The organism is Streptomyces angustmyceticus (assembly GCF_019933235.1).
In the GTDB taxonomy this organism is placed as follows: Bacteria; Actinomycetota; Actinomycetes; order Streptomycetales; family Streptomycetaceae; genus Streptomyces; species Streptomyces angustmyceticus.
On sequence record NZ_CP082945.1, the window covers coordinates 3203141 to 3229611 of the forward strand.

Genomic DNA, 26471 nt, shown 5'->3' on the forward strand with positions numbered 1-26471 from the left:
CGCGCCGACCCGCTGCTGCATCAGGGAGCAGTTCGCCGATTCTCCTTGAGCTCAGCCAGCACCTTCCTGCTGGCAGCCGTGAAAGGATGGTCAGCTCCGAGGCTGTTGGTCCGCCTTTCCACGACGTCATTCATCAGGCCCACCGCCGCCTCGAAGTGTCCGAGGCCATCTTGAATTCGGGCGTATAGCTGTTGCGCCGAAAGCGCGATGGGATAATCGGGCCCGAATCGACGTTCATACGTGTCCGCGACCAGCCGAATCTCCTCATCGGCCTCGCCAAAGCGCCCGAGTACGTAAAGCGCCCAGGCATGGTTGTGTCGTGCTCCCAGCGTGACTGTGTGCTCCGGCCCCAGGTGCCGCTCGCATTCCGAGGGCTTTGCTATTAGTCCAAACCGCGGACCACCAAGGCCGTGAGGACCGTGCGCCAACTCAAGGTCAACATCGTTGCACCATCAAACTGAACAGACAAGCGACCCTCGATAAAATTTTCCCCTGGCATATGCCATCGTCCATTTTTCCTGCGTAGCACCAGCGTTTGCTCTGGCCGCATCGAGCTTCAGGCGTTAAGCTCCAAAAGCCCTGGTAACACCCGAAGGAGAGGAGTGCCTGTGACCAGGCCTTGGGAAGCTGACCCTACAACGCGGTTCAAGAGGCGGCTGGGAAAATCCCCACAGGAGTTAGGGCACACCACGGACAATCCCGACTGTCCCGATATCTGGGAGCTGGAAAATGGGGATGTCGCCATCATCGGCAGGGATCTGACAGGCTCGCTCGGTAAAAATCTTCCGGCAGGAGTATCGGTGGGCGACGACGAACGACTCGTGGTCATCCCGAGGAGCATGATGGTCGCGGCGAAGCCGGATATCCCAAGTGTTTGAGTCGTTCCAGCGAACTACCTCAGAGTATTTGGATCGGCCAAGCTACCACAAGGACTTTCGTCGCCATCATGAGAGCGGCATCCGCTTCTTGAAAAAGCTTGAGCGTGGGCAGAATTTCAAGGAGCGAGGGTTTCCCAGCTGGGAAGCCTTTGCGGCCGGCGAGTGGAATAGAGCGCTCTCCCTGATTGAGGAGAAGCGTGAAGTCTACGCCGCTCAGTTCCAGAAGGCTGCTGGGCTCGGAATTCTGGAGCGTCGGCTTCGCGTAGTGGAGTTCCCTGTTACACCGTACGTACAGTGGGAATTGTTCGTACTTCGCCTACGGGTAGAACTGGGCGACAACATCCGAGTGATGGATGCCCGCAATATCTCAGATATCGAAGTCGATCACCTCGTGCCGGAAGTCGTGATCCTTGGCGACGAGGTCATGTATGAGGTGGTTTACGACGACGATGGGAATGCGGCGGGAGCCAATCGGATCGCGGACCGGATGACGATTGAAGAAACTTCCGCCGGCTTCGATGTGCTTTACGGCCAAGGGGAAGATTTCACAGAGTTCTTCAATCGGGAAATTGCGCCACTCGATCCTCCGATGGTCGTTCATTGAGTGCCTCCTCCGAGGCGGAGATCCGCTTACGCAAGGACACTCGCCCCATTGGGGAAGACGGGCGCTCCGCAGAGTCTGCGGAGCGCCCGGCCCGGTTTGGTGGCCGCCTGGTGTCGTCCCGGGCGGACTAGGCGAGCCGGAACGTGCGCGGGAGGTTGCTCACCTGCTCGGCGCTTCCGTGGCGGAGCCGGACCGGCCGGTCTGCCCGGCCTGGCCCGGCTGCCCGGCGGGTGTGGTCGGCGCGGCGGGCGTGGCCGGAACCGGACGGGCGCAGCTCTTCGTGCCCGCCATGGTCGTCTGGCAGGCCGCGACCTTCGCCGGGTCACCGGACACCGCGACCATCGGGGTGTAGGCGTCGCCGCCGCGTTCGGCGCGCGCGGTGGCGCTGTGGCCGCCGGCGCTGACGGTGGCCTGATCGCCCCGGGCCGCGCGGCTGATCCGCGCCCAGGCGGTGTGGCAGACGGCGCTGTAGCGGACCTCGATCACCGAGCGGCCGGCCACACCGCGGGACGGGGTGGTCGCGTGCGTTCCGCCGCAGCCCATCTTCTCCGGGTCCTTGCCCACGCAGCCGTCGCCGGTGCAGCGCACGCCCGTCGGCAGTGTCGGCTGCGCGCTCGGCGCGGCCGCGGGGGCCGCCGCGGCCGACACCGGCTTCGCGGGACCGGTGGACGGCTTCAGCAGCAGGACGGCGCCGCCGGCCACCAGCAGGGCGCCGATCGCGCCGGCGGCGAAGACGGCGGTCCGGCCGCGGCGGGCCCGTCGGGCGGCGGGCGGGGCCGGGGCGGGGGCCGCGGCCGCCTGCCACTCGGGGAAGTCGGTGCTCGACGGGGCGTGAGGGAACCCCTCCTGCGCCGGCGGTCCGTCCGGCGCCGCGGCCTGGGCGGCCTTCGCGCCCTTGCCGGCCTTCGCCGCTGTCTTCGCGGACTTCTGCGCGGGCCCGGTCTGTGCCGGGGCGGTGTCCAACTCGCCCAGGGCGGCGCGCGCCTGGGCGACGCTGATCGCCTCCATGGTGACGTCCTGCCGCATCTCGGCCCGGCTCCAGGCCCGTTCGGCCAGTTCCCACAGCGTGGTGAGGTGCGAGGGCTGGGCGCCGGTCGTCTCGGCGAGCGCGACCACCGCGCGCAGCGGCGGCAGCAGCCGCCCGTTGAGATAGCGCTCCCAGGACGTCTTGCTGTAGCCAGTTCGGTCCGCGACGGTGGCCACACTCAGCCCGCTGCGGTCCACGAGCCTGCGCAGCTGACCGGTGAACTCCCCCACCTGAGGGTCGAGTTCTTCCGGCAGCGCCTTCCAGCGAGGCATTGCCTCCCCCTACTCCCCCGCATACGTGCGACAGCGCGGCTCCCCCGGCCCGCGCTCCTTGCTCCCCGCACGGTTTGCCCCCGGTCAGGGCGACAGGGTCCGTGCAGGGGCGCACGGCGGCATCCGGGCAGAGGTCACCCGCCCGTACACGCCGTGGCCCCTGCAGTGTCGCATTTCGACCGGACTGCTTATGGGTTCCGTACGTTTTCTGACAAGAACAGCCCACGCACCCCTCTCGGTGGCCTACCGTGCGAAGCACTCCCGTGTCCCGCCGCCCGCCGGATAGAGACACAGCCTGATGCCCTCGGGCCCGCGCGCCGCCGCCATCGGCGTGACGAGGTACGCCTCGGCGTCGAACCGGTCCACCACCCGCACCGACCGCGGCCGCGCCCCCGGCACCGACACCTCCAGCCGGTCCCCCACCCGGCCGTTGCGGAGCCGCCCCCAGGCCGCGCCGCACGCCCTGCCGTAACGGAGCTGAACGTGCTCCCCGCGGGCGGCAGTTCGCTCCACGGGCGTAAGCACCAGGTCCGGGAGTTCGCAGAACATCGACTCCGGGTCCTTGCCGTCGCAGCCCGCCGCCCGGCAGCCGGTCACCTCGGACGGCGTGGGCGCGGCCTCCTGCGGCCGCCCGCTCCCGGCGGCCTGCTCCCCCGCCCAGAAGGCCAGCGCGACCACGACCGTCACCAGACCCGCACCGGCACCGGCGGCCACCGCCACCACCCGCCGCGACGGCCGCGACGGCCGCGGCGGGGACGGCGACGGCCGCGTCGGGACCGGCGACGGCTGCGGCGGGGCCTGCGGCGACCGTGGCGGTGGCGGCGGTTGCGGCGGGGGCGGCGGCCGGTGCTCCCGCCGGGCCGGGGCCTGCCCGCCGGTGTCCGGCCGGGCGCGTCCGCTCCAGGCCGCGTCCGCCAGTTCCCACAGCGCCAGCAGCCCCCCGGACGGCTCCCCCGCCAGCAGGCACAGCGCCTCGACCGCGTCGCGCGGCGGCAGCTTCTTCGCGTTGAGGTAACGCTCCCAGGACGACTTGCTGTACGGCGTCCGCTCGGCGAGCCCGGCCAGGGTCAGCCCCGTACGCCGCCGCAACTCCCGCATCCGCTCGGCCAGTCGGGCGCCCTCGACACCGTCCCGCGGCTCCCTCGGCCCGCCGCCCGGCGCGTTCACCGGCGCAGCACCTTCCAGGTGTCGGGGCCCACGATCCCGTCCGTCGGCAGCGCGGCCCCGGCCTGCAGACGCTTGACGGCGCGCATCGTCCGCCCGCCGACGATGCCGTCCACCGCGCCCGGGTCATAGCCCTTGCGATGCAGCAGGCACTGCGCCTCGACGACGTCCCAGCCCGTCGCGCCGCTGCCCAGGACGGCGGTGTCCGTGCGGCTGTGCCCGGCGGAGAGGGCGCCCGCCCGGCGCGCGACCGAGCAGCCGAAGACCTCGCCCGGCCGGTGGGTGAACGTCGGTGCGGCCCCGGGCGCGGCGGCGGCCGGGGCGGTGCCCGGGGCGCTGCCGATGCCGGTGGCGTCCTGCCAGAGGCGCACCACCAGCAGCGCCGCACCGGCCATCACGAGCGCCGCCAGCGCGCCCAGCGCCAGCGGCCCGAGGGGAAGCCGGCGGCGGGGTGGTGGCGGCGGCGCGGGAGTGGGTGCCGCAGGCGGGGCGGTTTCGGCGGGCGGGGCCTCGTCCCGGCCGGGTGGCCCTGGCTCCGGTCCCGGTCCCGGCCGCCCGGCCCCCGGGTCGGGCCGTTGGGCGCGCCAGGCCGTCGCGGCGACCTCGTGCAGCGCCAGCAGCCGGGGCGCGTCGGCGTCGCAGAGCCGCGCCAGCGCCGCCACCGCCTCGCGCGGCGGCAGTTTCTTGCCGTTGAGATAGCGCTCCCAGGACGACTTGCTGTACGAGGTCCGCGCGGCGAGCGCGGTCAGGCTCAGCCCGCTGTGGTCCTTCAGCCGCCGCAGGTGGACGACCAGATGCCGCACCCGGTGGTCCAGCGATGCGGGCAGCCCTTTCCAACGCGACATGTCCCACCCCGTACGCGTGCGGTGTCCCCCGAGGCGATGGCCCCCTGTGCCGCCGATGATGGCGCGGATACGGCCTCCGTTTTCCGGTTTTTACCGTTTCCACGCGGCATCCGGACCTCCTCGCCACCTTGGCCGGCGTCCCACCGGGGCGTCCCTCCCGGTCACGTCCCCGCAGGTCACAGCCGGGACGTCCCACGGGATCCGCATCCGGCGGCGGACGGATCGGGGCACCGGCGGGCGGGCGCACGGCCGGTGGCGCGCCCCCGACCGCACGGCCCGCCCCGCGCCGCCCGTGCCGCGGCCCGTGCGCCGCCCGCCCGCCGCGTACGACGCCCGGCGCAGCACGACGGCGGCCCGCCCGCTCCTGGAGGAGCAGACGGGCCGCCGAGCGGGCGCCGTGGGCCGGGTGGCTACCAGACGGTGAAGTGGACGATGTCGTCCAGGAACGGGATGTGGATCCACGGCTTGGGCTGCACCATCAGCGCCAGCATCACGATCACGAAGCCGAGCCCCCCGTAGGTGGCCATGTCCGTGAAGCGGGAGCGCACGGCCAGCATCCCGACCGACGGCAGCGCCCACCGCAGCACCGCCCCGGCCAGCAGGGAGAGCCCGATCACGATCGCCCCCCAGCGGAAGGCGTCGAGCGCCTCCAGCAGCAGCCCGAACGCGACCCCGCTCATGACGCTCAGCAGCGGCCACTGCCGGGCGGGCGCGGGAAAGTCGCCCGAGGCGGCCCGCCCGCCGCCTTCCGGCCGGGCGGTGTCGCGGGTCAGCGTCGGGAAGCGGCGCGAGGAGCGCTGCGGCTCGGAGGCCCCGTCCGAATGCGCTTCGGCACCCATGGCTGGCAGTCCCTTCCGGTGTCCGGATGCGTCTGTCTCTTCGAGACCGGAGGTCTCTCGGGACCAGACTCTCAGATCTCGCGCGCTCAGCCCGCCGCGCGCTCGGCGGCCTCGACCACATTGACCAGCAGCTGGGCGCGGGTCATCGGGCCGACACCGCCCGGGTTGGGGGCCACCCAGCCCGCCACCTCGGCGACGCCCGGGTGCACATCGCCGACGATCTTGCCGGCCTCGTCCCGGCTGACGCCGACGTCCAGGACCGCCGCGCCGGGCTTGACGTCCTCGGGCTTGATGATGTGCGGCACACCGGCGGCGGCGACGATGATGTCGGCCTGCTTGAGGTGCGCGGACAGGTCACGGGTGCCGGTGTGGCACTGGGTGACCGTGGCGTTCTCGGACTTGCGGGTCAGCACCAGCGGCATCGGGCGGCCGATGGTGATGCCGCGGCCGACGACGACCACGTGCGCGCCCTTGACCTCGACGTCGTGGCGGCGCAGCAGCTGGACGATGCCGTACGGGGTGCACGGCAGCGGGCCCTCGATGCCGAGCACCAGGCGGCCCAGGCTCATCGGGTGCAGCCCGTCGGCGTCCTTGGCCGGGTCCATCAGTTCCAGGACACGGTTGGCGTCGATGCCCTTAGGGAGCGGGAGTTGGACGATGTAGCCGGTGCAGGCCGGGTCCTCGTTCAGCTCGCGGACGACCGCCTCGATCTCCTCCTGGGTGGCGGTCTCCGGCAGCTCCCGCTGGATCGAGGCGATGCCGACCTGGGCGCAGTCGCGGTGCTTGCCGTTGACGTACCAGCGGCTGCCCGGGTCGTCGCCCACCAGGAGCGTGCCCAGACCGGGCTGCACGCCCTTGGCCTTGAGCGCCTCGACGCGGGTGGTCAGCTCGGACTTGATAGCGGCTGCGGTGGCCTTGCCATCCAGGATCTGGGCAGTCATACCCCCCATCTTCCCGGATGGGGGTGGCCGCGTTCCAATCAGGGCATGCCCCGCGCGCATGGCCGGAATTGATCATTGCACTTGCACAACAGCTGTGGGCCTTGACTGGACAGAGTGAATGCGCAACTAGAAGGATTGACGCACAGTGCCGCAGGCTATGTCGGGGGGTGGCCAGTGAATCCTGTTTTTCCTCCGCGTCACGCCGCGTCGCGCGACAGTCACCCAACGGAGGAAAACAGCAGATGAGTTTCGGCGACCCGAACAACCCCTACGGCCAGCAGCCGCAGGCGCCGCAGGGCCCGTACGGTCAGCAGCCGCCGGTCCCCCCGCAGGGCCCGTACGGCCAGCAGCCCCCGGCCCCGCAGCAGGGTCAGCCGGGCTACGGCTACCCCCAGCAGGCCCCGCAGCAGCCGTACGGCTACCCCCAGCAGCAGGTCCCGCAGCAGGGTTACGGCTACCCGCAGCAGGCCCCCTACGGCCAGCCCGGCATGCCGGGCATGGGCATGCCGACGGGGTACGCGAGCTGGGGCGCGCGGGTCGGCGCCATGCTCATCGACGGCCTGATCATCGGCGTGGTCCCGAGCATCCTGTACGGCATCGCCATCGGGATGGCGGCGAGCTCCGCGTCGGACTCCGCGGCCTCGATCCCCGACACGTCGGCCTGTGCGCCCGGTGACACCCAGTGCGTCACGGACGCCATCAACGCGGCGTCGTCCACGTCCAGCAGCAGCGCCATGCCGGTCGCCGCGCTCATCCTGATCACGCTCGCCGGCCTGGTCACCTTCGGTGCCGCCCTCTTCCTGTGCGCCAAGGAGGGCAAGACCGGCCAGACTCCGGGCAAGAAGGCCCTGAACATCCGGCTGGTCAAGGAGACGACCGGTCAGCCGCTCGGCTTCGGCATGGCCTTCGTCCGCAAGCTGTGCCACGCCGTGGACGGCCCGCTGTGCGGTCTCGGCTACTGGTGGCCGCTGTGGGACGAGAAGTCCCAGACGTTCGCCGACAAGATCGTCGGCACCGTGGTCGTCAAGACGCAGTAAAAGGACGCCACTCGTGAGCTACCCCAACCAGAACCCTTACGGTCCGCCGCAGGGCCAGCAGCCCGGTTACGGCTACCCCCAGCAGCCCCAACAGCCGTCGCCGTACGGCCCCTACCCGGGCGGCGGCGGGATGCCCGGGCAGCAGATGCCCTACCCGACGGTGATGCCCGGCGGTCCCAAGGCCGCCCGGGTGATGCTGTTCGTCCTCTCCGGCCTGAACCTCATCGGACTGGTCCTCGCCGTGATGGGGCTGGGCGGCGTCAGCAAGGCGTCGCACAACGTCTCGCCGTACACCACCGCGGACAGCATCACGGCGATGAACGTCGGCAAGGGCGTGCTGATCGCGGTGATCGTGGTCATCGTGGCCTTCACCGCGACCGCGATCACGCTGGCCCTGCAGTTCGCCAACGGCGGCAGCGGGGTGCGGGTCGGCACCATCGTCTTCGGCGTCGGCACCATCATCCTGAGCCTGTTCAGCTTCCCCATCGGCCTGGTCCACACGATCCTGGGCATCCTGGTCGTGGTCTTCGTCTCCAAGGACGAGAGCAACGCCTGGTTCAACCGGCCGCGTTACTGAACGCTCCGGACACCGCGAAGGGCCGCACCCCGGCAGGGTGCGGCCCTTCGCGTCGGTGCCGGCGGCTCAGTGGAAGAAGTGCCGGGTCCCGGTGAAGTACATCGTCACGCCGGCCTTCTCGGCGGCCTCGACGACGAGCTCGTCGCGGACCGAACCGCCCGGCTGGGCCACGGCCTTGACGCCGGCCTCGGCCAGCACCTCGAAGCCGTCGGGGAACGGGAAGAAGGCGTCGGAGGCGGCGTAGGAGCCGCGCGCCCGCTCCTCGCCCGCCCGCTGCACCGCGAGCTTCGCCGAGTCCACGCGGTTGACCTGGCCCATGCCGACGCCGACCGTGGCGCCGTCCTTGGCGAGCAGGATCGCGTTGGACTTCACGGCCCGGCAGGCGCGCCAGGCGAAGGCCAGCTCGGCCAGCTCATCGGCGGACAGCGCGGCCCCGCTGGCCAGCGTCCAGTTCGCCGGGTCGTCGCCCTCGGCCTGCAGCCGGTCGGTCTCCTGGAGCAGGGCGCCGCCGTCAACGGGCTTGACCTCGACGGGGTTCGACGGCGCGTCGGGACAGCGCAGCACCCGGATGTTCTTCTTGCGGGCGAGGATCTCGACCGCGCCGTCCTCGTAGCCGGGGGCCACGATGACCTCGGTGAAGATCTCGGCGACCTGCTCGGCCATCGCCACGGTGACCGGGCGGTTGACGGCGATGACGCCGCCGAACGCGGAGAGCGGGTCACAGGCGTGCGCGTTGCGGTGCGCCTCGGCGACGTCCGCGGCGACCGCGATGCCGCAGGGGTTGGCGTGCTTGATGATCGCCACGCACGGCTCGGCGTGGTCGTACGCGGCCCGGCGCGCGGCGTCGGTGTCCGTGTAGTTGTTGTACGACATCTCCTTGCCGTGCAGCTGCTCGGCCTCCGCGAGCCCGCCGCTGCCGTCCACGTACAGCGCGGCACCCTGGTGCGGGTTCTCGCCGTAGCGCAGGACGTTCTTGCGGGCGTAGGTGGCGCCGAGGAACTCGGGGAAGGCGGAGTCGTCGGCCGGGGCGTAGCCGTCGGCGAACCAGGAGGCGACGGCCACGTCGTAGGCCGCGGTGTGCTGGAACGCCTCGGCGGCCAGCCGCTTGCGGTCGGCGAGCGCGAAGCCGCCGTCGGCGACGGCCGCCAGCACGTCGGCGTACCGGGCCGGGTTGACGACCACGGCCACCGACGGGTGGTTCTTGGCGGCGGCGCGGACCATCGAGGGGCCGCCGATGTCGATCTGCTCCACGCACTCGTCGGGGGTGGCGCCGGAGGCGACGGTCTCCCGGAACGGGTAGAGGTTGACGATCACCAGGTCGAAGGGCTCGACGCCGAGATCGGCCAGCTGCCGGCGGTGGTCCTCCAGGCGGAGGTCGGCGAGGATGCCGGCGTGCACCTTCGGGTGCAGGGTCTTGACCCGGCCGTCCAGGCACTCGGGAAAGCCCGTCAGCTCCTCGACCTTGGTGACCGGCACCCCGGCCGCGGCGATCTTCGCGGCCGTCGACCCGGTCGAGACGAGCTGGACGCCCGCCGCGTGCAGCCCCTGCGCCAGCTCCTCCAGCCCGGACTTGTCATAGACGCTGACCAGCGCGCGGCGGATGGGCCGCTGCGTACCTTCGGTGGCGGTCACGAGATACGTACCTTTCGTCCCTCAATGCGGTAGCCGTGCCGGGCCAGACGCCCCACGACCTCGACGAGCAGCGATCGCTCGACTTCCTTGATGCGCTCATGCAGCGCGGATTCGTCGTCCTCGTCCCGGATCTCGACCACGCCCTGGGCGATGATCGGGCCGGTGTCGACCCCGTCGTCGACGAAGTGGACGGTGCATCCGGTGACCTTCGCGCCGTACGCGAGCGCGTCGCGCACGCCATGGGCACCGGGAAAACTCGGCAGCAGCGCCGGGTGGGTGTTGACCGTGCGGCCGCCGAAGCGGGCGAGGAACTCCTTGCCCAGGATCTTCATGAAGCCGGCCGAGACCACCAGATCGGGCTCGTGCGCGGCGGTCGCCTCGGTGAGCGCCGCGTCCCAGTCCGCCCGGCTCCCGTAGTCCTTGACCCGGCAGACGAAGGTGGGCAGCCCGGCGGCCGCGGCACGCTCCAGGCCCGCGATGGCACCCCGGTCGGCCCCGACGGCCACGATCTCGGCGCCGTACTCCGCCGGACCGAGATCGGCGATGGCGTCCAGCAGCGCCTGCAGATTCGTCCCGGAACCGGAGACGAGAGCGACGATGCGGGCCGGCCGCCCCGTCGGGGTCACGCCCGGTACCTGGGGGGCGGAGGGCTGCTGGGCGGGGGGTGGGGAGGAAGCCACGGCGGGGCTCTTTTCCGATCTCGCGTGCTTTGTGTGGTCGTACAAGACTGCGGGTGCCGCAGATCCGGGGAACCCTACGAAGGCGCCGACCGTCAGCAACGATACCGGCACACCGCGCGGCCCCCACGGGACGGGGGCGGGCACGGGAGGTAGCGTCGGGCGTAAGACTGCATGCAGTTCGTGATAACCCGGCGCCGGCGCGAAGGCCCGCGCGCGGACGAGACAAGGGGAAGACGCACTCCTGATGACGGACCGACGCCGCCGCGCGGCCCTCCTGCTCCCTCAGCCCGCGACCGCCCCCGGGGCGGTGCTGCTGCGCGACCGCAAGTCGTCGTCCTCGTCCCCGGAGCCCGCCGCACCGGACTCCCCGAACGCCGACCGGGACGACAACCCGTTCGCCCCGCCGCCGCCCGACGCCCCCGACCAGGAGTGGCGCCCCCGCCGCCCCGCGCAGACGCCGGAGCACCACGACGGCGACGAGGGCGAGCCGCGGCAGGACGAGTCGACGCCGCGCTGGGGCAGCCAGTGGAGCCCCCGGCAGCCGGGCCGGCAGAGCGGCGGCTTCGGCACCCGCCCGGGCGGCCGCAACGGCCAGCAGGGCGGCGGCACCGGCAACTCCGGCAACTCCGGCGGGCTGCGCTGGGACCCCACCGACCCCGCCCAGCGCCGGGCGCGCTTCGCGCTGCTCGCGGGGATGTGGGCATTCTTCTGCGTGCTGTTCAGCCTGCCGGAGCTCGCCCTGCTGCTGGGCGCGCTGGCGCTCTACTGGGGCATCAGCTCGCTGCGCGCCAAGCCGAACACCGCGAAGGCCGACGCCGCGGCCACCACCGCCGCCATAGAAGGCCGCCCCGCCCCGGACGCCCGGCCGGGAGGCGCCCCCACCTCGCCGGGCAGCACCCGGCCGCAGGTCACCGCGGCGATCGCGGGCCTGGTCACCGCCTCCCTGGCGCTGATGATGGTCGCCGCCACCTTCACCGTGCAGATCGTCTACCGCGACTACTTCACCTGCGTGGACGACGCCCTCACCCAGTCCGCCGGAAAGTCCTGCGAACAACTGCTGCCGCGCGAACTGCGCCCGCTGCTGAGCACGGGTACGGAGCGGTAGGGCTCGCGTTCGGGCTCGCGGTAGGGCTCGCGTGGGGGCAGGGCTGTGGTGGGGCCGTGGTTCCGTGGGCCGTGGTTCCGTGGGCCGGGAGGGGTCTCCTGCTTGCCGTGGATGCGCCGGTCCGGCTGAGTCCGGCCGTGCGGTAAGGGCCGGACTCAGCCGTTCGGGGTGACGGGGGTGGCGGGGGTGGCGACCGGTTCCCCGGTGGAGGGTTCGGGGACGGCCGGGATCGCCGCGGCGGACGATTCCACGGCGGACGGTGGTGCGTCTGCCGGGTCGGCGGCCGGGAGGGCGTCGTCGGCGGGGGCGGTCTCGTCGGCCCTGGGGACGGTCTCGTCGCTGTTCGGGGCGGCGGCGTCGGCTCGCGGGGCGGCAGCCTCGGCGGCAGGGGGCGTCGCGTCGCCGTCGTCCGTACGGTCGGCCTTGCCCTCGCCCGAAGCCCGGCCATCGCCCGTGGTGGCCTGACCCTTGCCGCTGCCCTTGCCGGGGCAGGTGTCCTCGTCCCGCGGTCTCCGTCGGCCCGTGTGCCGGTGCCAGGCCCGTAGTCCGATCGCGCCGGGGATGCCGGTCAGGGCGGTCCAGGCCGCCGCCGCGAGGCCCGTGCGCCACCAGCTCGGGCCGAAATCGGCGAGCGCGCCGGTGCCCAGCGCACCGCCCGAGAGACCCGCGAGCACCGCCGCGATCACACCGCAGAGGCCGGCACCCAGGGCCGCCGCGCAGGCGGTCGTCCACCACGTCCAGGGGAGTTCCGGGGCGTCGGGCGCCGCCGTCGCGGGACGGGTCACGAAGCGGGCGACCGAGCGGGCCAGCAGCGCCCCCGCGACCAGGGGCACCACGACCGCCGCCCAGGTCAGCGGGTTTCCCGGGCCGGCGTCCGGCAGCCCCCCGAGCAGCGGCAGCTGCGGCAGCGCCGGGTGGGCCGAGGTGCCCAGCGGGCCGACCGCACTGCCCGCGCCGACCGTGAAACCCGGGCCGAGTCCGTAGGCGGCGCCCCAGACGGCCGCGTTCGGGAGCAGGACCAGGCACAGCAGCAGGACCGTGGCGCGGCTCGCCCAGTCGGGCGCCAGCTGGAGCAGGTCCTGACGCACCCGGCCCGCGTGCAGGCCGAGGGAGAGCAGGGTGAGCAGGGCGCCGGAGACCAGCAGGCCGCCGAGCGCGGCACCGGCGGCGCGCTGCGCGGCGGCGAACCGGGGGCCGGCGAAGAGGCCGCGGACCCCGTCCGGCACCGCGGCCACCGCGCGCAGGGCCCAGGCGGGCAGCAGGTCGGCGCCGGGGTGCCGCAGCAGGTACCAGCCCGTCCCGCCGAGCGTGGCGACCGCGGTGGCCGGGACGAACGCCAGCGCGCTCAGCGGCTCGGCGCTCAGCTCCCCGGCGGAGGCGTAGATCAGCACCGCGGCCGCGATCAGCAGGTAGCCGGTGAGCAGTGCGCCGAGCAGGGTGCGCGGCACGACCGCCGGGACGGGTCCCGTACCGGCGCCGAGGTCCGGACCGGGGGCGGTGCGGCCGTCCGTCGCGGTCGCCAGGGTGTGGCGGGCGGCTCGGTGGAGCAGCCAGACCGGGAGGGCGGCGAGCAGCAGCGGGGTCACGGCGACCGGGGCGGCGAGGCGGCCCGTGGTGCGTACGAGGTCCCCGCCGTGCGCCATCAGCCACAGGTCGGCGGCCAGGTGGAGGGCCCGTGAGGGGCCGCTGTCGGGGGCCGGGGAGGCGACCCACAGCAGCAGCACGGCGACCGCCAGCGCGCCGAGGCCGAGTCCGGCGGCGGTCACGCCGCCGAGGAAGGCCGCGCCGATCGCGGAGGAGCGCTGCGCGGCGGCTCGGCCGTGCGAGGAGAACGTAGGGCCACGATCGGTCGGCTGGCTCACGCGGCCATGCTGCCAATAACTGACGTTTCATCCCCGCACTGGCGATATGCCCGACGTGTCGCGCCGGATCCCGTGACGCGGTTTTCCACACTGCTGTGTATGACCCAGCGCGAGCAGGCCGCCGCCGCCTTCGACGACCTCCACACCCGGCACGCAGCAGCGCTGATGCGGCAGACCTACCTGCTCACCGGGCGGCCGTGGCTCGCCCGGCGGGCCGTGGAACAGGGCTTCCGGCTGGCCTGGCAGCGCTGGCCGCAGGTCGCGGTGGACCCCGATCCGGCCGGGTGGGTGCGGGCAGCCGCCTACGAGTACGCGCTGAAACCGTGGCACCGGCTGTGCCCGGGGCTGCGGACCGCCCGCACGCCGCGGCAGTTCGCGGCGACCGGCGACCCCGCGGACCGGGCGCTGCTGCGCGCGCTGCTGAGCCTGCCCGCCCCCTACCGGCGGGCGCTGCTGCTGCACGACGGGGTCGGGCTGGGGCTCTACGAGACCGCCGCGGAGATCGAGGCGAGCACGCCGGCCGCGGCCGGGCGGCTGACCCATGCGCGCGAGCGGATCGCCGCGCGGCTGCCGGAGCTGGGGCTCGACGGGCATCCGCCGGTGCGTCAGGGGGAGCTGCTGCGGACCCGGTTCACCGCACTGACGGCCGCTCAGCAGGTGACGCCCACCGCCGCGGAGCGGGTACGCAGCGACGCCGAACGCAGCGGTCTGCGGACCACGCGGGCGGGGTTCGGGCTGGCCGGGGCGTTCGTGCTGGTGCTGCTGGTGATGATGATCGCGACGCCGGACCACTACACGCCGTCGCCGCACAAGCCCCTGGCGACCGCCCCGCAGATCCGCGTCTCACCGTCCGGGCGCCGTGGCACCCACGCGGACTTCGAGAAGACGGACACCGGGAAGGCGGACGTCGGCAAGGCGGGCGCCAGGAAGGCGGACGCCAGAAAGACGAGCCGCAGGAAGCCGCCCCGCAAGAAGCACCGCGACGCCGGCGTGCGGAAGCTGCTGCGTGAGCTCCGTGAGGCCCGGCTGGCGCCCGACGTCCGGTAGGCGGGCCGGTCCCGCCCCGGAAACGCGACACCGCCGGACCCTGGCGCCACGAGGGCGCGGGTCCGGCGGTGTCGAGGGCGGTGGCCGTCAGGAACGGGGTACGTCCCCTTCGGCGCGGGCGCCGGGAGGCAGTCAGCCGCCGAGGATCTCGCGGGCCAGCCGCGCGGTCTCCGACGGGGTCTTGCCGACCTTGACGCCGGCGGCCTCCAGGGCCTCCTTCTTCGCCTGGGCGGTGCCGGAGGAGCCGGAGACGATGGCGCCGGCGTGGCCCATGGTCTTGCCCTCGGGCGCGGTGAAGCCCGCGACGTAGCCGACGACCGGCTTGGAGACGTTGGCCTTGATGAAGTCGGCCGCACGCTCCTCGGCGTCGCCGCCGATCTCACCGATCATCACGATCAGGTCGGTGTCGGGGTCCGCCTCGAACGCCTGGAGGGCGTCGATGTGGGTGGTGCCGATGACCGGGTCGCCACCGATGCCGACGGCCGACGAGAAGCCGATGTCGCGCAGCTCGTACATCATCTGGTAGGTCAGCGTGCCGGACTTCGACACCAGACCGATACGGCCGGGCTTGGTGATGTCGCCCGGGATGATGCCGGCGTTGGACTGGCCGGGGGTGATCAGGCCGGGGCAGTTCGGGCCGATGATCCGGGTCTTGTTGCCCTTGGCCTTGGCGTACGCCCAGAAGGCGGCGGAGTCGTGCACCGCGATGCCCTCGGTGATCACGACGGCCAGCGGGATCTCGGCGTCGATCGCCTCGACGACGGCGGCCTTGGCAAAGGCCGGCGGCACGAAGAGGACGGACACGTCGGCGCCGGTCTTCTCCATCGCCTCGGCGACGGAGCCGAAGACGGGCACGTCGGTGCCGTCGAAGTCGACGCTGGTGCCGGCCTTGCGCGGGTTCACACCGCCGACGATGTTGGTGCCGTCACCGAGCATCAGCTTGGTGTGCTTCATGCCAGTGGCACCGGTCATGCCCTGGACGATGACCTTGCTTTCCTTGGTCAGGAAGATAGCCATGGTTGTTGTGTCCTCGTCCTTTACTTAGCAGCCAGCTCGGCGGCCTTGTCGGCCGCGCCGTCCATGGTGTCCACGCGCTGCACCAGCGGGTGGTTGGCCTTCGACAGGATCTCGCGGCCGAGCTCCGCGTTGTTGCCGTCGAGGCGCACGACCAGGGGCTTGTTGACGTCCTCGCCCTTGGACTTGAGCAGCTCCAGGGCCTGGACGATGCCGTTGGCGACCTCGTCGCACGCGGTGATGCCACCGAAGACGTTGACGAACACGGACTTGACGTCCGGGTCGCCGAGGATGATCTCCAGGCCGTTCGCCATGACCTCGGCGGAGGCGCCGCCGCCGATGTCGAGGAAGTTGGCGGGCTTGACGTTGCTGTGCTTCTCGCCGGCGTAGGCGACGACGTCCAGGGTGCTCATGACGAGACCCGCGCCGTTGCCGATGATGCCGACCTGGCCGTCGAGCTTGACGTAGTTCAGGCCCTTGGCCTTGGCAGCGGCCTCGAGCGGGTTGGCCGCGTCCTTGTCCTCCAGGGCCTCGTGCTCCGGCTGGCGGAACTCGGCGTTCTCATCCAGGGACACCTTGCCGTCGAGGGCGATGACGTCACCGCTGGCGACCTTGGCGAGCGGGTTGACCTCGACGAGGAGCGCGTCCTCGGCGACGAAGGTCTTCCACAGCGTCACCATGACGTCGGCGACCTTCTCGGCGACCTCGGCCGGGAACTTCGCCTGGGCGACGATCTCGCGGGCCTTCTCGATCGTGACGCCCTCGTTGGCGTCGACCGGGACCTTCGCGAGCTCGTCGGGGCGGGTCGCCGCGACCTCTTCGATGTCCATGCCGCCGGCGACGGAGGCCATGGCCAGGAAGGTGCGGTTGGTGCGGTCGAGGAGGTACGAGACGTAGTACTCCTCGGCGATCTCCGGAGCGGTCTCGGCGATCATCACCTTGTGGACCGTGTGGCCCTTGATGTCCATGCCCAGGATCTGACCGGCCTTCTCGACCGCGTCGTCCTCGCTGGTGGCCAGCTTCACGCCGCCGGCCTTGCCGCGGCCACCGACCTTCACCTGCGCCTTGACGACCGACTTGCCGCCCAGCCGCTGGGTCGCCTCGCGCGCCGCCTCAGGCGTGTCGATGACTTCACCGGCCAGCACCGGTACACCGTGCTTGGCGAAGAGGTCCCTCGCCTGGTACTCGAACAGGTCCACGCGCGTCCGTCCCTTGTCTTCTCAGAATCGCCGTAGTGATCGCGGTTCGTTCGTCTGCGATGGGCGTGCCGCGAAGGGCAACGTGACGGCGCTGTCACTGAGGGAGGCGTACACGGTGACCGGATACGCGGCATGTCCGTCCCGCAGGTTATCGCCGCTGGACGTGCGGCCCTAAATCGCAGATCACACTCCAGCGGTGATTACCATCACAGATCTTTTGGCCAAGTTACGCCTTCTCGGGATTTCTGCATGTCGTCGGCCGGTTTGTCGTGAGGTGGCTTGTCCGGGGCGGGATTGTCCGGAGGGGTGCCCCCCGGGGGGCCGGAGGGTGTCCGGGGGGGGGACCGGAGGGCGTCCGGGGGCCGGGGTGCCCGGGGGCCTGGGCGGTTGCGGGCGGTGCCGGGCGGAGGGCGTCGGGACGTACCGCCCGTGGGCCGTCGGCCGGACGACGACCCGCGGGCGAGGGCCCGGCCCGGCGAAGACCCCGACACCCCGCGGCCCGTTGTCACTCGGCGGACGGGCTCACGTCGCGCATCCGCCGCGATCTCCTCCCGGTACGCCTCTGTGCGCCCCGGCTCCGGCGATTCCGGTTCCGGTGGCGCGGGAATCCGTAAGGGCAGGGGAATCCATGGGGTCACGGGAATCCGGGGACGCGGGAATCCGTAGGGGCACCCGAATCGCGCCGCACCGAAATCCACGGCGCCGTCGCCTCGCCCCGCACCCAGCGGGCCTCCGCAGGCGGGTCGGAAAGACCGCTTGACCCTTCAACTTCGCGCTGCAGACACTGTCTTGACCATCCACGGGTACACAGGCACCAGGAGCCACACCCACTTCAGGCACTGCCGGCTTCGTCCCGCTTCCCCCTTTCTCGCTTTCCCGGACCCCTCTCACCCGGCGCCGGGAGCGACCTACGGCGCGGCGGGTCCGGCGCCGGGCAGGGCACAGACCACCGCGGCGGCCGAAGCCGCGGTCGACGTAGGAGGTACGGCCGATGGCCACTCCCCTGACCGCGAGCAAGCTGATCGCGGCGCTGCGCGACGAGGGCCTGGTGGTCCACGAGGTCCGCGACTGGCGCGAGCACAACCGGAACTCCAAGGGCCCCTGGGGACCGACGCACGGCGTGATGCTGCATCACACCGCCACCCAGGGCACCGACAGCTCGGTGAACCTGTGTTACGACGGGCGCTCCGACCTGCCGGGGCCGCTGTGCCACGGCGTGATCGACAAAGCGGGCGAGGTCCACCTCGTCGGCAACGGCCGCGCCAACCACGCCGGACTCGGCGACGCCGACGTCCTGCGCGCGGTGATCAACGAGGACTCGCCCCTGCCGCCGGACAACGCCGCGGACACCGACGGCAACCGCTACTTCTACGGCTTCGAATGCATCAACCTCGGCGACGGCAAGGACCCTTGGCCCACGGAGCAGCGGGTCGCGATGGAGAAGGCCGCGGCGGCGATCTGCCGGGCGCACGGCTGGACCGAGCGCTCGGTGATCGGGCACCTCGAATGGCAGCCGGGGAAGGTCGATCCGCGGGGCGCCGGAGTCGGGATGGACGACCTGCGGGGCCGGATCAAGAAGCGGCTGGCGAAGCCGCCGGAGGGCTCGCCGGAACCGCAGCAGCCGGCGTACGAGCCCTTCCCCGGCCAGGCGTTCTTCCGGACCGGGGCCCGCAGTCCGGTGATCACGGCGATGGGCGAGCGGCTGGTGGCCGAGGGCTGCGGCCATTACGAGGTCGGCCCCGGCCCGGAGTGGACGGAGGCGGACCGGACGTCGTACGCGGCCTGGCAGCGCAAGCTCGGCTTCCACGGCAAGGACGCGGACGGGGTGCCGGGGAAGGTCAGCTGGGACCGCTTGCGGGTGCCGAAGTCGTAGGCGGGGGTGCCGGATTGGCGTGGGGTGTGGGGTGTAGGACGTGGGGCGGGCGTGGGGCGTGGGGCTGGTGCCGTCCGGCAAGGGGGCGGTCCTGCGGTCCGGGCGCTGCTCCGCACGGCCGTGGCACGGAAAACACCAAAGCCGGGCGGTCCTCCCCCACAGAGGACCGCCCGGCTGTTCATGGGTGTTCCGGCGTCGGCCGCCGCCGCGGCCGATCGACCGGTGGTGTCGGCCTGGGGCCTCAGACCGCCTGGACCGGCAGGGCCGGGAGCGCCGGCAGGGCCGGGATGTTGGCGGCGTTGGTCAGGTCGGCCAGGTTGGCGGGCACGGCCGGGGCGGCGACGGCGTCGGCCAGGCGGGCCGGGACGGCGTCGGTCACGTGGGCCGGGACGACGTCGGTCACGTGGGCGGGCACGGCGGGCACGGCCGGAACCGCGTCCGTCACGTGGGCCGGAACCGCGGGCACCGACGGAACGGCCGGGACGGCGGGGACGGCCGGGACGGCGGGGACTGCGGGAACGGCCGGGACGGCCGGCAGGGACTTGACCGGGGTCAGGCCCTGCACGCCGGCGACGGCCTTGCCTGCGGTGCCCTGGGCGTCGGTCGCCACCACGGCCGTCAGGCCCTGCGCGAACGGGGTGACGTCGGCGGCGGCGCCCCCGGCGAAGGCCACGGCGTCGGTCGCCCTGCCCTGCACGAACGGCACCGCGTCGGCGGCCACACCCTGGGCGAACGGCACCGCGTCGGCTGCGGCACCCCGCACGAACAGCTGCGCCTGGCCGCCGACCGTGAGCACGAACGGGGTCGCCTGGCCGGCCGCGTCACCCGCGAGGTGACCGGCACCGCCGACCGCGCCCTGCGCGACCGGAACGACCTTCACGACGACCCGGCGGGCGACGGGCGGCAGCACGTCGGAGGCCGCCTGGTCCACGGCCGGACGGGCGGTGGCCAGGGCACCCTGCGCCTGCTTCGTCAGCTGCTCGGGGCGTACGCCCGCACCGGCGAGACCGGCGAGCAGGTTGTCGGCCGAGCCCGGAGCCTTGGGCAGCGCGGGGGCCTTGGGCAGCGCCGGGGTGGCGGGCAGGCCCTGGGGCAGGCCGCCGGGGAGGTGGGCGGAGGGGACGCCGGGGGTGGCGGGCAGCGACGGAACGGCGGGCAGCGTGCCGTTCGTGAGGCGGCCCGCGGTGCCGAGGTCCGCGGTCTTCGCCGCCTTCTTGACGGTCTTGACGGCCTTCTTGGCCTTCTTCAGGCCGGCGGCCTTCCGCACCTCACCGGTCTTCGGCAGGCCGGCGCCGTGGGCCTGCTTCTGCACGCCGTCCACCGCACCGGTGACGTCGCCGACCTGCGGCAGCTTGCCGGTGGGCAGGTCCTGGGCGGACACGTCGCCGCCGAGCGCGCCGGTGGCCTTGCCCGCCGTCTCCTTGGCGGTCGTGGTGACGGACTTCGCCGTCTTCGTCACGGTGCCGGCCACGCCACCGGCGGGCAGCTGCCCGGCGGTGTCGGTCACCGTCCCGGTGGCCGGCAGGTCCGAACCGACGGGCAGCTCGGCGGCGTTGGCGGCGACGGAGCCGAGGGCCCACAGGCCGGTGGCGGCAGCGGCGACGACGATGGAACGGCGGATGTTGGAGCGCATGGAGGTGAAGTCCTTCGAATTCAAAAAGGGGTGAAAGGGCAGACCTGTCCCGCCCCCGCGCGGCAGGTCAGTTACAGACGCGGAGCGGTCTGCCCTAGCCCGGGAATTCGAGGATGTCTTCGGCACGCCGACGCGTCGGAGCGCCATCGGCCGTGCGGACGCCACCGGGCAGCAGCCGGAAGCGCAGGGAGTCCGCCGGGGAGGCGGCGTGCTGGTCCCCGGCACGGGGACCGTGGCCGTCGCCGGCGGTGTGCGGGGCAGGCGTCATCGGGGCCTGCGGGCACGGGCCCGGAAGGCCGTCATGGCCCGGGGCGTGCTGCTCGTGGGCGGCGGCCGAGGGGTGCCCGGCGGCCGGCAGGGCCAGGCCCTCGACGAGGTGCGACGGCTGGGCGGCGGGCGCGTCGGCAGCCTGGCCAGCGGTGCGCTGACCGGCCGTCGGGACGTCGCCCTGCGCACCGCCGTGCTGGTGCCGCTCGCCGTCTCCGGGGCGCGTGGTGTCCGCACCGGACGGGAGGTGCACGGGCAGCGCGGCGCCTGCCGAGTCCCCGACCTCCCGCACGACGCGGCTCACCGGTCCGGTGACCCGGCCGGTGACCGGCGCGGCCTGCTCTGCGGCGGGCCGTACGGTCTTCGCCACCGCGCCGGACGCGGCGTGGGTGCGCTCGGCGAGCTTCGCGCCGGACGCCTTGCCCCGCCGTTCGAGGGCGGAGCCGGAGCCCCGCAGGCGGGTCGCCGCCCCGTCCCGGGTGGCGGCCCGGTCCGGGGTGGACGCCTCGGCCGCGGCCTTGGCCGGGGCGGAGGCCCCGGTCAGGTCCGCACTCCGCGTGCGGTCCGCGGCATGGGCGCCGGGACCGAAGGCGAAGCCGAGGGCGACAAAGCCCACCAGGAAGAGCCCGGCCAGCAGCGCACGCCGCGCGACCACCGTGCGCGACAGGCGCACGGCGGCAGGCAGGGCGAACACAGCAGACAAGGAGGGACCTTCCCCTACGGACGGGGACAGCCGGGCCAGGCGGCCTCGGCGTCACGCGCGTCGCGGGCGATCGAGCGATGGCCTGATCCTTGCACGAGGTGCCAGGTGCCGCGCAACTCCCCCCGGGGGTCCTGTCACCGTTGCTCCGCCATGTCCGGTATGGGCAGCGGCCGCTTCTCGATCGCGGCCGCCATCACGTCGGGAAACAGGTCCGGGGTGCAGGCGAACGCCGGTGCGCCCAGGGCCGCGAGGGCCGCCGCGTGGTCCCGGTCGTAGGCGGGCGCCCCCTCGTCGGAGAGGGCGAGCAGCGTCACGAACTGCACGCCGGACGCCTTCATCGCCGCGACCCGCTTGAGCATCTCGTCCCGGATGCCGCCCTCGTAGAGGTCGCTGATGAGGACGACGACGGTTTCGGTGGGGCGGGTGATGCGGGACTGGCAGTAGGCGAGCGCACGGTTGATGTCCGTGCCGCCGCCGAGCTGGGTGCCGAAGAGGACGTCGACCGGGTCGTCCAGTTGGTCCGTCAGGTCGACGACCGCGGTGTCGAAGACGACGAGCCGGGTGTCGAGGGCCCGCATGGAGGCGAGCACCGCGCCGAACACCGAGGCGTAGACGACCGAGGCGGCCATCGAACCGGACTGGTCGATGCAGAGCACCACGTCCTTCTTCACCGACTGCGCCGCCCGGCCGTAGCCGATCAGCCGCTCGGGCACGACCGTGCGGTACTCGGGGAGGTAGTTCTTGAGGTTCGCCCGGATCGTGCGGTCCCAGTCGATGTCGCGGTGGCGCGGCCGGCTGATCCGGGCGGAGCGGTCCAGGGCGCCGGTGAGGGTGGCGCGGGTGCGCTGCGCCAGCTTCTTCTCCAGCTGCTCGACGACCTTGCGGACGACGGCGCGGGCGGTCTCCTTGGTGGTCTCCGGCATGACCTTGTTGAGCGAGAGCAGGGTGCCCACCAGGTGCACATCCGCCTCGACGGCCTCCAGCATCTCCGGCTCCAGCAGCAGCACGGACAGCCCCAGCCGGTCGATGGCGTCGCGCTGCATCACCTGCACCACGGACGACGGGAAGTACGTACGGATGTCGCCGAGCCAGCGGGCCACCCCGGGCGCCGAGGCCCCGAGCCCCGCCGACCGCCGGCCGCCGGTCCCGTTGGCGCCGTTGGCCTTCTCCCGGCCGTAGAGCGAGGCCAGCGCCCCGTCCATCGCCGCGTCCCGCCCCCGGAGTTCACACCCCGTCCCGTCCGCCCCACCCCCACCGAGCACCATCCGCCACCGCCGCAGCCGCTCGGGGTCGGGGGTGGGGGCCGGGGCAGTGGTCGCGAGGGTGGTGGTCGGGTCCGGTGTCGTGCGGGTCATGTCCGTGCCCCCGTGAGGTCGTCGGCCGGTCGGTTGGTGTCCGGGTGTGCGTCAGGCGGGGCGTGGCCGGGCTGGTCGCACGGGCCGAGCGGCGCGTGGCCCGGCGCGGCGCCGACGCGATGGGGCGCGATGCCCGATCCGTCGCCCGGTGCGTCACCCGGCCTGTCGCCCGGCCTGTCGCCCGGGGCGTCGCCCGACACCTCGGCAGGCTCGTCGTCGAAGCCGTGCGCTCCGATGCCCAGGAGCATCCGCAGGGTGGGCAGGACGGCGGCGGCGCGGTCGCGGTCCAGGCCGGGGCCGAAGCCGGGCGCCGCGGCGTCCGGCGGGTCGCCTGCCGGGTGGCGGGACGGGGCCGTGGGGCCGCGCCGGACGAGTTCCCCGAGGGTGCGCCGCACGCCGGTTTCGTACTCCGCGAAGGTCCGGCGCAGCAGCGGCAGGACGTCCGTGAACGCGGCGTCCGGCACCCCGGTCAGCCAGCCGTCGACCAGCGTCAGCAGCCGTGCGTCATGGACCAGCAGCATGCCGCCGTCCCCGCCGCCGACGAACCCCTCGATCCAGCCGGCGGCGTCGGTGGGCGGGGTGCCCGGCGAGAGGGCGAGCCGCATCAGGCGCTCGGCTCCGCCGTCGCCCAATTCGCCCTCGTCCAGCAGGAGTCTGGCCGCCCGTCCGCGGATCAGACCCGGTACCGCGTCGCGTGCGCTCACCGCCCGCAGCACCCCGGTCCACCGCGCCCGCAGGTCCTGGGGTCCGGGGCGCTGCCCGGCCTCCGGCCGGCCGAGGAGGCCGACGGCCTGGTGGGTGGCGTCGAGATGAGCGCGCCTTTCGGCGGCCCCGTCGGCGTCCAGGCCCAGGCAGGCGGGCGGCAGTCCGACGAAGACCCGCTCGGCCAGGCCCGTCGCCACCTCGCGCAGCGCCGCAGCGTCCGTGCCGCGCACATCGCCGTAGCGCACGGACCGGACGAGGGCGGGCAGCGCCTGGGCGAGGTGCCCCACGTCCGCGTCGAGTGCGGCGCGGTCCGACAGGGCCCGCATCACCACCACGAGGGCGTCGGGGAGTCCGGCCAGCAGGCAGCGCTCGGCGAGCGCCGTGACCCCGGCGAGCGCGGCCGCCTCCGACGCCTCGGACGCGGCCTTGGCCGTGGCGGCCGCCCGTACGGTCGTGCCCCAGATGCCGGCTTCCGCGACCCGCACCGAGAGTTCGGGCTCCCAGCACAGCCGCCAGGTCTCCCGGAAGGTGCCGGTGCTGCCGCGGGAGTGGCAGGGCTCGCCCCAGGGGATGCCGAGCAGCCGGAGGCGGTGCAGCAGGCGGCTGCGGCCGGCGTCGGTCTCCTTGCGCAGGTCCAGCTCCAGTTCCCGTTCCCGGGCCTCGGGCTTGAGCCGCAGGGTGCGCTGGCTGCGGGCGATGTCCCGTTGCAGCGGCACCGCGGGGGCGTCCTCCGGGACCTCGCCCAGCACCTCGCCCACCACCAGCCGGTCGTGGATCAGCGAGGACGGCGCGTCGGTGCCGTCCCCCATGACGGCCCGGACGGCGTCGTCGAGTTCGGTCAGCCCGGCCAGCGGGCGGCCCCGTACCGTGGCCAGCCCCTCGGCGAGCCGCACCGCTTCGATGACATGCGCCGACGAGACGGCGTAGTCCTCCTCCCTGAGCAGCCCGGCGACCTTGGTCAGCCAGCGTTCCACGGGGCGGTCGGGGGCGCTGAAGAGGTGGCCGTACCAGCCCGGTGAGGCGATGCCGGCGCCGTAGCCGCTGTGGCGGGAGAGCCGCCGGTGCGTCCAGGGCACCCAGGTCACCGCCACCTTCACCTTCGGCAGGCCCTTGAGGAGCCGCCGGTCGGCGGCCATGGTGGTGCGCCGCGCCAGGGCGGGTACATGCCAGGCGCCGCACACCACGGCGATGTCGTCCCCGAACTCCCGCCGGGCGGCGCGCAGTCGCAGCCGCATATGGGCCTCGCGCACCGGGTCGCGGTCATGTCCGCCGTCGCCGTACGCCTCGCGCAGCGCGCCCATGGCCTCGGCCAGCGCCGCGAACGGGGCCAGCGCATCGGTTCCGGAACCCTCTCCGGCCCCGCCCCCGCGGTGCTCGACGACGTCCTCCCACCAGCGCTCGGGATCGTCGTACCCGGCCGCCTCGGCCAGCGCCCGGATCGGATCGACCCGCACATCGGCCTCGCCGGGAGCTTCGCCGGCAGCCTCATCAGGAACCGCGTCCTGCTCCTGCCCGACAGCCCCCTCCCCCTTGTCTGCCTTATCTGCCTTGTCTGCCTTGTCTGCCTTGCCCGTCTCCCCCGTCTCTTCCGTCTCTTCCGTCTCCCCCTTCTCGTCCTTCCCGTCCTTCCCGTCCTTCTCCTCCGCCGCCAAGGAGTGCGCCGCGGGGAGGTCGATGAAGCGGACGGGGACGCCGTGCTCAAGGGCCCAGCGCATCGCCACCCACTCCGGGGAGAACTCGGCCAGCGGCCAGAACGCCGCGCGGCCGGGGTCGTCCTGCGCATGGGCGAGCAGGGCGACGGGCGGACGCATGTCCTCCTGGGCGGCCAGCGGCACCAGCGCGTCCGCCTCCGGGGGCCCCTCGATCAGGACCGCGTCCGGGGTGCTCTGGTCGAGGGCGGCGCGCACCGCCCGCGCCGAGCCGGGGCCGTGGTGCCGCACCCCGAGCAGCACCGGCCCGGTCATGCGCTCACCTCACGGCAGGCGCGGTAGAAGTCCTTCCAGCCGTCGCGCTCGCGCACCACGGTTTCGAGGTACTCCTGCCATACGACCCGGTCCGCCGCCGGATCGCGGACCACGGCTCCCAGGATGCCCGCGGCCACGTCGCCGGAGCGCAGCACACCGTCACCGAAGTGGGCGGCCAGCGCCAGCCCGTTGGTCACCACCGAGATGGCCTCGGCCGTGGAGAGGGTGCCGGAGGGCGACTTGAGCTTGGTACGGCCGTCGGACGTGAGGCCGGCCCGCAGCTCTCGGAAGACCGTGACGACGCGGCGGATCTCGTCCAGCCCCTCCGGTCCGCCCGGGAGGTCCAGCGAGCGGCCGATCTGCTCGACCCGGCGCGAGACGATGTCCACCTCTTCGTCCGGGGTCGCGGGCAGCGGCAGGACGACGGTGTTGAAGCGGCGGCGCAGGGCGCTGGAGAGTTCATTGACCCCGCGGTCGCGGTCGTTGGCGGTGGCGATCAGATTGAACCCGCGGACGGCCTGCACCTCCTGCCCCAGCTCCGGGATGGGCAGGGTCTTCTCCGACAGGACCGTGATGAGGGTGTCCTGGACGTCGGCGGGGATACGGGTCAGTTCCTCGACGCGCGCGGTCATGCCCTGTGCCATCGCGCGCATCACCGGACTGGGCACCAGCGCCTCGCGGCTGGGGCCGTTCGCGAGCAGCTGGGCGTAGTTCCAGCCGTAGCGGATCGCCTCTTCGGGGGTGCCGGCCGTGCCCTGGACGAGCAGGGTGGAGTCGCCGCTGACGGCCGCCGCCAGGTGCTCGGACACCCAGGTCTTCGCGGTGCCGGGTACGCCGAGCAGGAGCAGGGCGCGGTCCGTCGCGAGGGTCGTCACGGCGACCTCGACGATCCGGCGCGGGCCGACGTACTTGGGTGTGATGACCGTACCGTCCGCGAGCGTGCCGCCGAGGAGGTAGGTCGCGACCGCCCACGGCGAGAGCCGCCAGCGCTCGGGCCGCGGCCGGTCGTCGGCCGCCGCGAGGGCCTTGAGTTCCGTCGCGAAACTGTCCTCGGCGTGCGGCCGCAGCGCGTCGGCGCCGGTGGTGTGCGGCGTCGTCCCACCGCTCGGATTGATCTCGTCGTCCGTCGTCGTGAAGCTCTTCTCGGACATGGTTCCCCCTCGTCGCAACATGTGCGGCCGGACCCGGAAATCCCTGCGGCCGCTTGCGATGACAAGCCTGCACCACGCCACTGACAATCCCCCGAAA

The 26471-nt window shown here is 73.2% G+C and carries 23 protein-coding genes; 7 read left to right on the forward strand and 16 right to left on the reverse strand.

Annotated features, from left to right (window positions below; all coding sequences use genetic code 11):
• Window positions 1-20: 20 nt before the first annotated feature.
• A complete protein-coding gene (locus K7396_RS14340) occupies window positions 21-428 on the reverse strand; it encodes a tetratricopeptide repeat protein (protein ID WP_308686905.1) in 408 nt (135 codons plus the stop codon).
• Window positions 429-608: 180 nt separating this feature from the next.
• Here K7396_RS14340 and K7396_RS14345 point away from each other — a divergent pair, with 180 nt between their 5' ends.
• Entirely contained in the window at window positions 609-878 is a 270-nt protein-coding gene (locus tag K7396_RS14345; protein ID WP_086721447.1) for a hypothetical protein, read from the forward strand.
• The gene (locus tag K7396_RS14350; RefSeq protein ID WP_086721446.1) at window positions 871-1482 is read left to right on the forward strand and encodes a DUF6879 family protein; all 612 of its coding nucleotides are present in this window, start codon (window positions 871-873) and stop codon (window positions 1480-1482) included. Before K7396_RS14345 ends, K7396_RS14350 begins: the two co-directional genes overlap by 8 nt.
• A gap of 159 nt (window positions 1483-1641) precedes the next feature.
• Here the strand turns inward: K7396_RS14350 and K7396_RS14355 are convergent, their stop codons facing one another.
• From K7396_RS14355 to K7396_RS14375, 5 genes are all read right to left on the reverse strand, one after another.
• A complete protein-coding gene (locus tag K7396_RS14355) occupies window positions 1642-2781 on the reverse strand; it encodes a helix-turn-helix domain-containing protein (RefSeq protein WP_086721445.1) in 1140 nt (379 codons plus the stop codon).
• Window positions 2782-3024: 243 nt separating this feature from the next.
• On the reverse strand, window positions 3025-3948 hold the full coding sequence (locus K7396_RS14360; protein ID WP_223659947.1) for a helix-turn-helix domain-containing protein: 924 nt from the start codon (window positions 3946-3948) through the stop codon (window positions 3025-3027).
• Window positions 3945-4790: a helix-turn-helix domain-containing protein gene (locus K7396_RS14365; protein WP_152104695.1), complete on the reverse strand. Its 846-nt coding sequence runs from the start codon at window positions 4788-4790 to the stop codon at window positions 3945-3947. Before K7396_RS14365 ends, K7396_RS14360 begins: the two co-directional genes overlap by 4 nt.
• 410 nt (window positions 4791-5200) lie before the next feature.
• Entirely contained in the window at window positions 5201-5629 is a 429-nt protein-coding gene (locus K7396_RS14370; protein WP_086720998.1) for a DUF3017 domain-containing protein, read from the reverse strand.
• Between the two features lie 86 nt (window positions 5630-5715).
• Window positions 5716-6570, reverse strand: a complete 855-nt coding sequence (locus K7396_RS14375) for a bifunctional methylenetetrahydrofolate dehydrogenase/methenyltetrahydrofolate cyclohydrolase (RefSeq protein ID WP_086720999.1) — start codon at window positions 6568-6570, stop codon at window positions 5716-5718.
• 242 nt (window positions 6571-6812) lie between these two features.
• On the opposite strand from K7396_RS14375, the gene K7396_RS14380 reads away from it, so the two are divergent.
• Entirely contained in the window at window positions 6813-7607 is a 795-nt protein-coding gene (locus K7396_RS14380; RefSeq protein ID WP_086721000.1) for an RDD family protein, read from the forward strand.
• Window positions 7608-7620: 13 nt separating this feature from the next.
• Window positions 7621-8184, forward strand: coding sequence for a hypothetical protein (locus K7396_RS14385; RefSeq protein WP_086721001.1), 564 nt, complete (start codon window positions 7621-7623; stop codon window positions 8182-8184).
• A 66-nt stretch (window positions 8185-8250) separates the two neighbouring features.
• Here the strand turns inward: K7396_RS14385 and purH are convergent, their stop codons facing one another.
• Window positions 8251-9816: a bifunctional phosphoribosylaminoimidazolecarboxamide formyltransferase/IMP cyclohydrolase gene (gene purH / locus K7396_RS14390; RefSeq protein ID WP_086721002.1), complete on the reverse strand. Its 1566-nt coding sequence runs from the start codon at window positions 9814-9816 to the stop codon at window positions 8251-8253.
• Window positions 9813-10496 (reverse strand): phosphoribosylglycinamide formyltransferase, encoded by a 684-nt coding sequence (purN, locus tag K7396_RS14395; RefSeq protein ID WP_373866934.1) that lies wholly within the window; start codon window positions 10494-10496, stop codon window positions 9813-9815. Before purN ends, purH begins: the two co-directional genes overlap by 4 nt.
• Window positions 10497-10740: 244 nt before the next feature.
• On the opposite strand from purN, the gene K7396_RS14400 reads away from it, so the two are divergent.
• Window positions 10741-11601: a hypothetical protein gene (locus tag K7396_RS14400; RefSeq protein ID WP_152104696.1), complete on the forward strand. Its 861-nt coding sequence runs from the start codon at window positions 10741-10743 to the stop codon at window positions 11599-11601.
• A gap of 155 nt (window positions 11602-11756) precedes the next feature.
• Here the strand turns inward: K7396_RS14400 and K7396_RS14405 are convergent, their stop codons facing one another.
• Complete coding sequence (locus K7396_RS14405) at window positions 11757-13463, reverse strand: cell division protein PerM (RefSeq protein WP_223659949.1); 1707 nt, start codon at window positions 13461-13463, stop codon at window positions 11757-11759.
• Between the two features lie 99 nt (window positions 13464-13562).
• On the opposite strand from K7396_RS14405, the gene K7396_RS14410 reads away from it, so the two are divergent.
• A complete protein-coding gene (locus tag K7396_RS14410) occupies window positions 13563-14510 on the forward strand; it encodes an RNA polymerase sigma factor (RefSeq protein ID WP_086719788.1) in 948 nt (315 codons plus the stop codon).
• 132 nt (window positions 14511-14642) lie between these two features.
• On the opposite strand, the gene sucD is transcribed toward K7396_RS14410, so the two are convergent.
• Together sucD and sucC are read right to left on the reverse strand one after the other, a co-directional pair.
• A complete protein-coding gene (gene sucD, locus K7396_RS14415; protein WP_030082896.1) occupies window positions 14643-15527 on the reverse strand; it encodes a succinate--CoA ligase subunit alpha in 885 nt (294 codons plus the stop codon).
• Window positions 15528-15547: 20 nt separating this feature from the next.
• Window positions 15548-16723 carry an ADP-forming succinate--CoA ligase subunit beta gene (sucC, locus tag K7396_RS14420; protein ID WP_152104697.1) on the reverse strand — a complete coding sequence of 392 codons (1176 nt, stop codon included), beginning with the start codon at window positions 16721-16723 and terminating at the stop codon, window positions 15548-15550.
• A 991-nt stretch (window positions 16724-17714) separates the two neighbouring features.
• On the opposite strand from sucC, the gene K7396_RS14425 reads away from it, so the two are divergent.
• Window positions 17715-18596: a peptidoglycan-binding protein gene (locus tag K7396_RS14425; protein WP_152104698.1), complete on the forward strand. Its 882-nt coding sequence runs from the start codon at window positions 17715-17717 to the stop codon at window positions 18594-18596.
• A gap of 241 nt (window positions 18597-18837) precedes the next feature.
• Here the strand turns inward: K7396_RS14425 and K7396_RS14430 are convergent, their stop codons facing one another.
• From K7396_RS14430 to K7396_RS14450, 5 genes are all read right to left on the reverse strand, one after another.
• Entirely contained in the window at window positions 18838-20229 is a 1392-nt protein-coding gene (locus K7396_RS14430; RefSeq protein WP_152104699.1) for a hypothetical protein, read from the reverse strand.
• 94 nt (window positions 20230-20323) lie between these two features.
• Window positions 20324-21199 carry a hypothetical protein gene (locus K7396_RS14435; RefSeq protein ID WP_143589299.1) on the reverse strand — a complete coding sequence of 292 codons (876 nt, stop codon included), beginning with the start codon at window positions 21197-21199 and terminating at the stop codon, window positions 20324-20326.
• 134 nt (window positions 21200-21333) lie between these two features.
• Entirely contained in the window at window positions 21334-22554 is a 1221-nt protein-coding gene (locus K7396_RS14440) for a VWA domain-containing protein (RefSeq protein WP_373866935.1), read from the reverse strand.
• Entirely contained in the window at window positions 22551-25223 is a 2673-nt protein-coding gene (locus K7396_RS14445) for a DUF5682 family protein (RefSeq protein WP_152104700.1), read from the reverse strand. Before K7396_RS14445 ends, K7396_RS14440 begins: the two co-directional genes overlap by 4 nt.
• The gene (locus tag K7396_RS14450) at window positions 25220-26374 is read right to left on the reverse strand and encodes an ATP-binding protein (protein ID WP_086721907.1); all 1155 of its coding nucleotides are present in this window, start codon (window positions 26372-26374) and stop codon (window positions 25220-25222) included. The genes K7396_RS14445 and K7396_RS14450 overlap by 4 nt, the downstream gene beginning before the upstream one ends.
• Window positions 26375-26471: the final 97 nt, after the last annotated feature.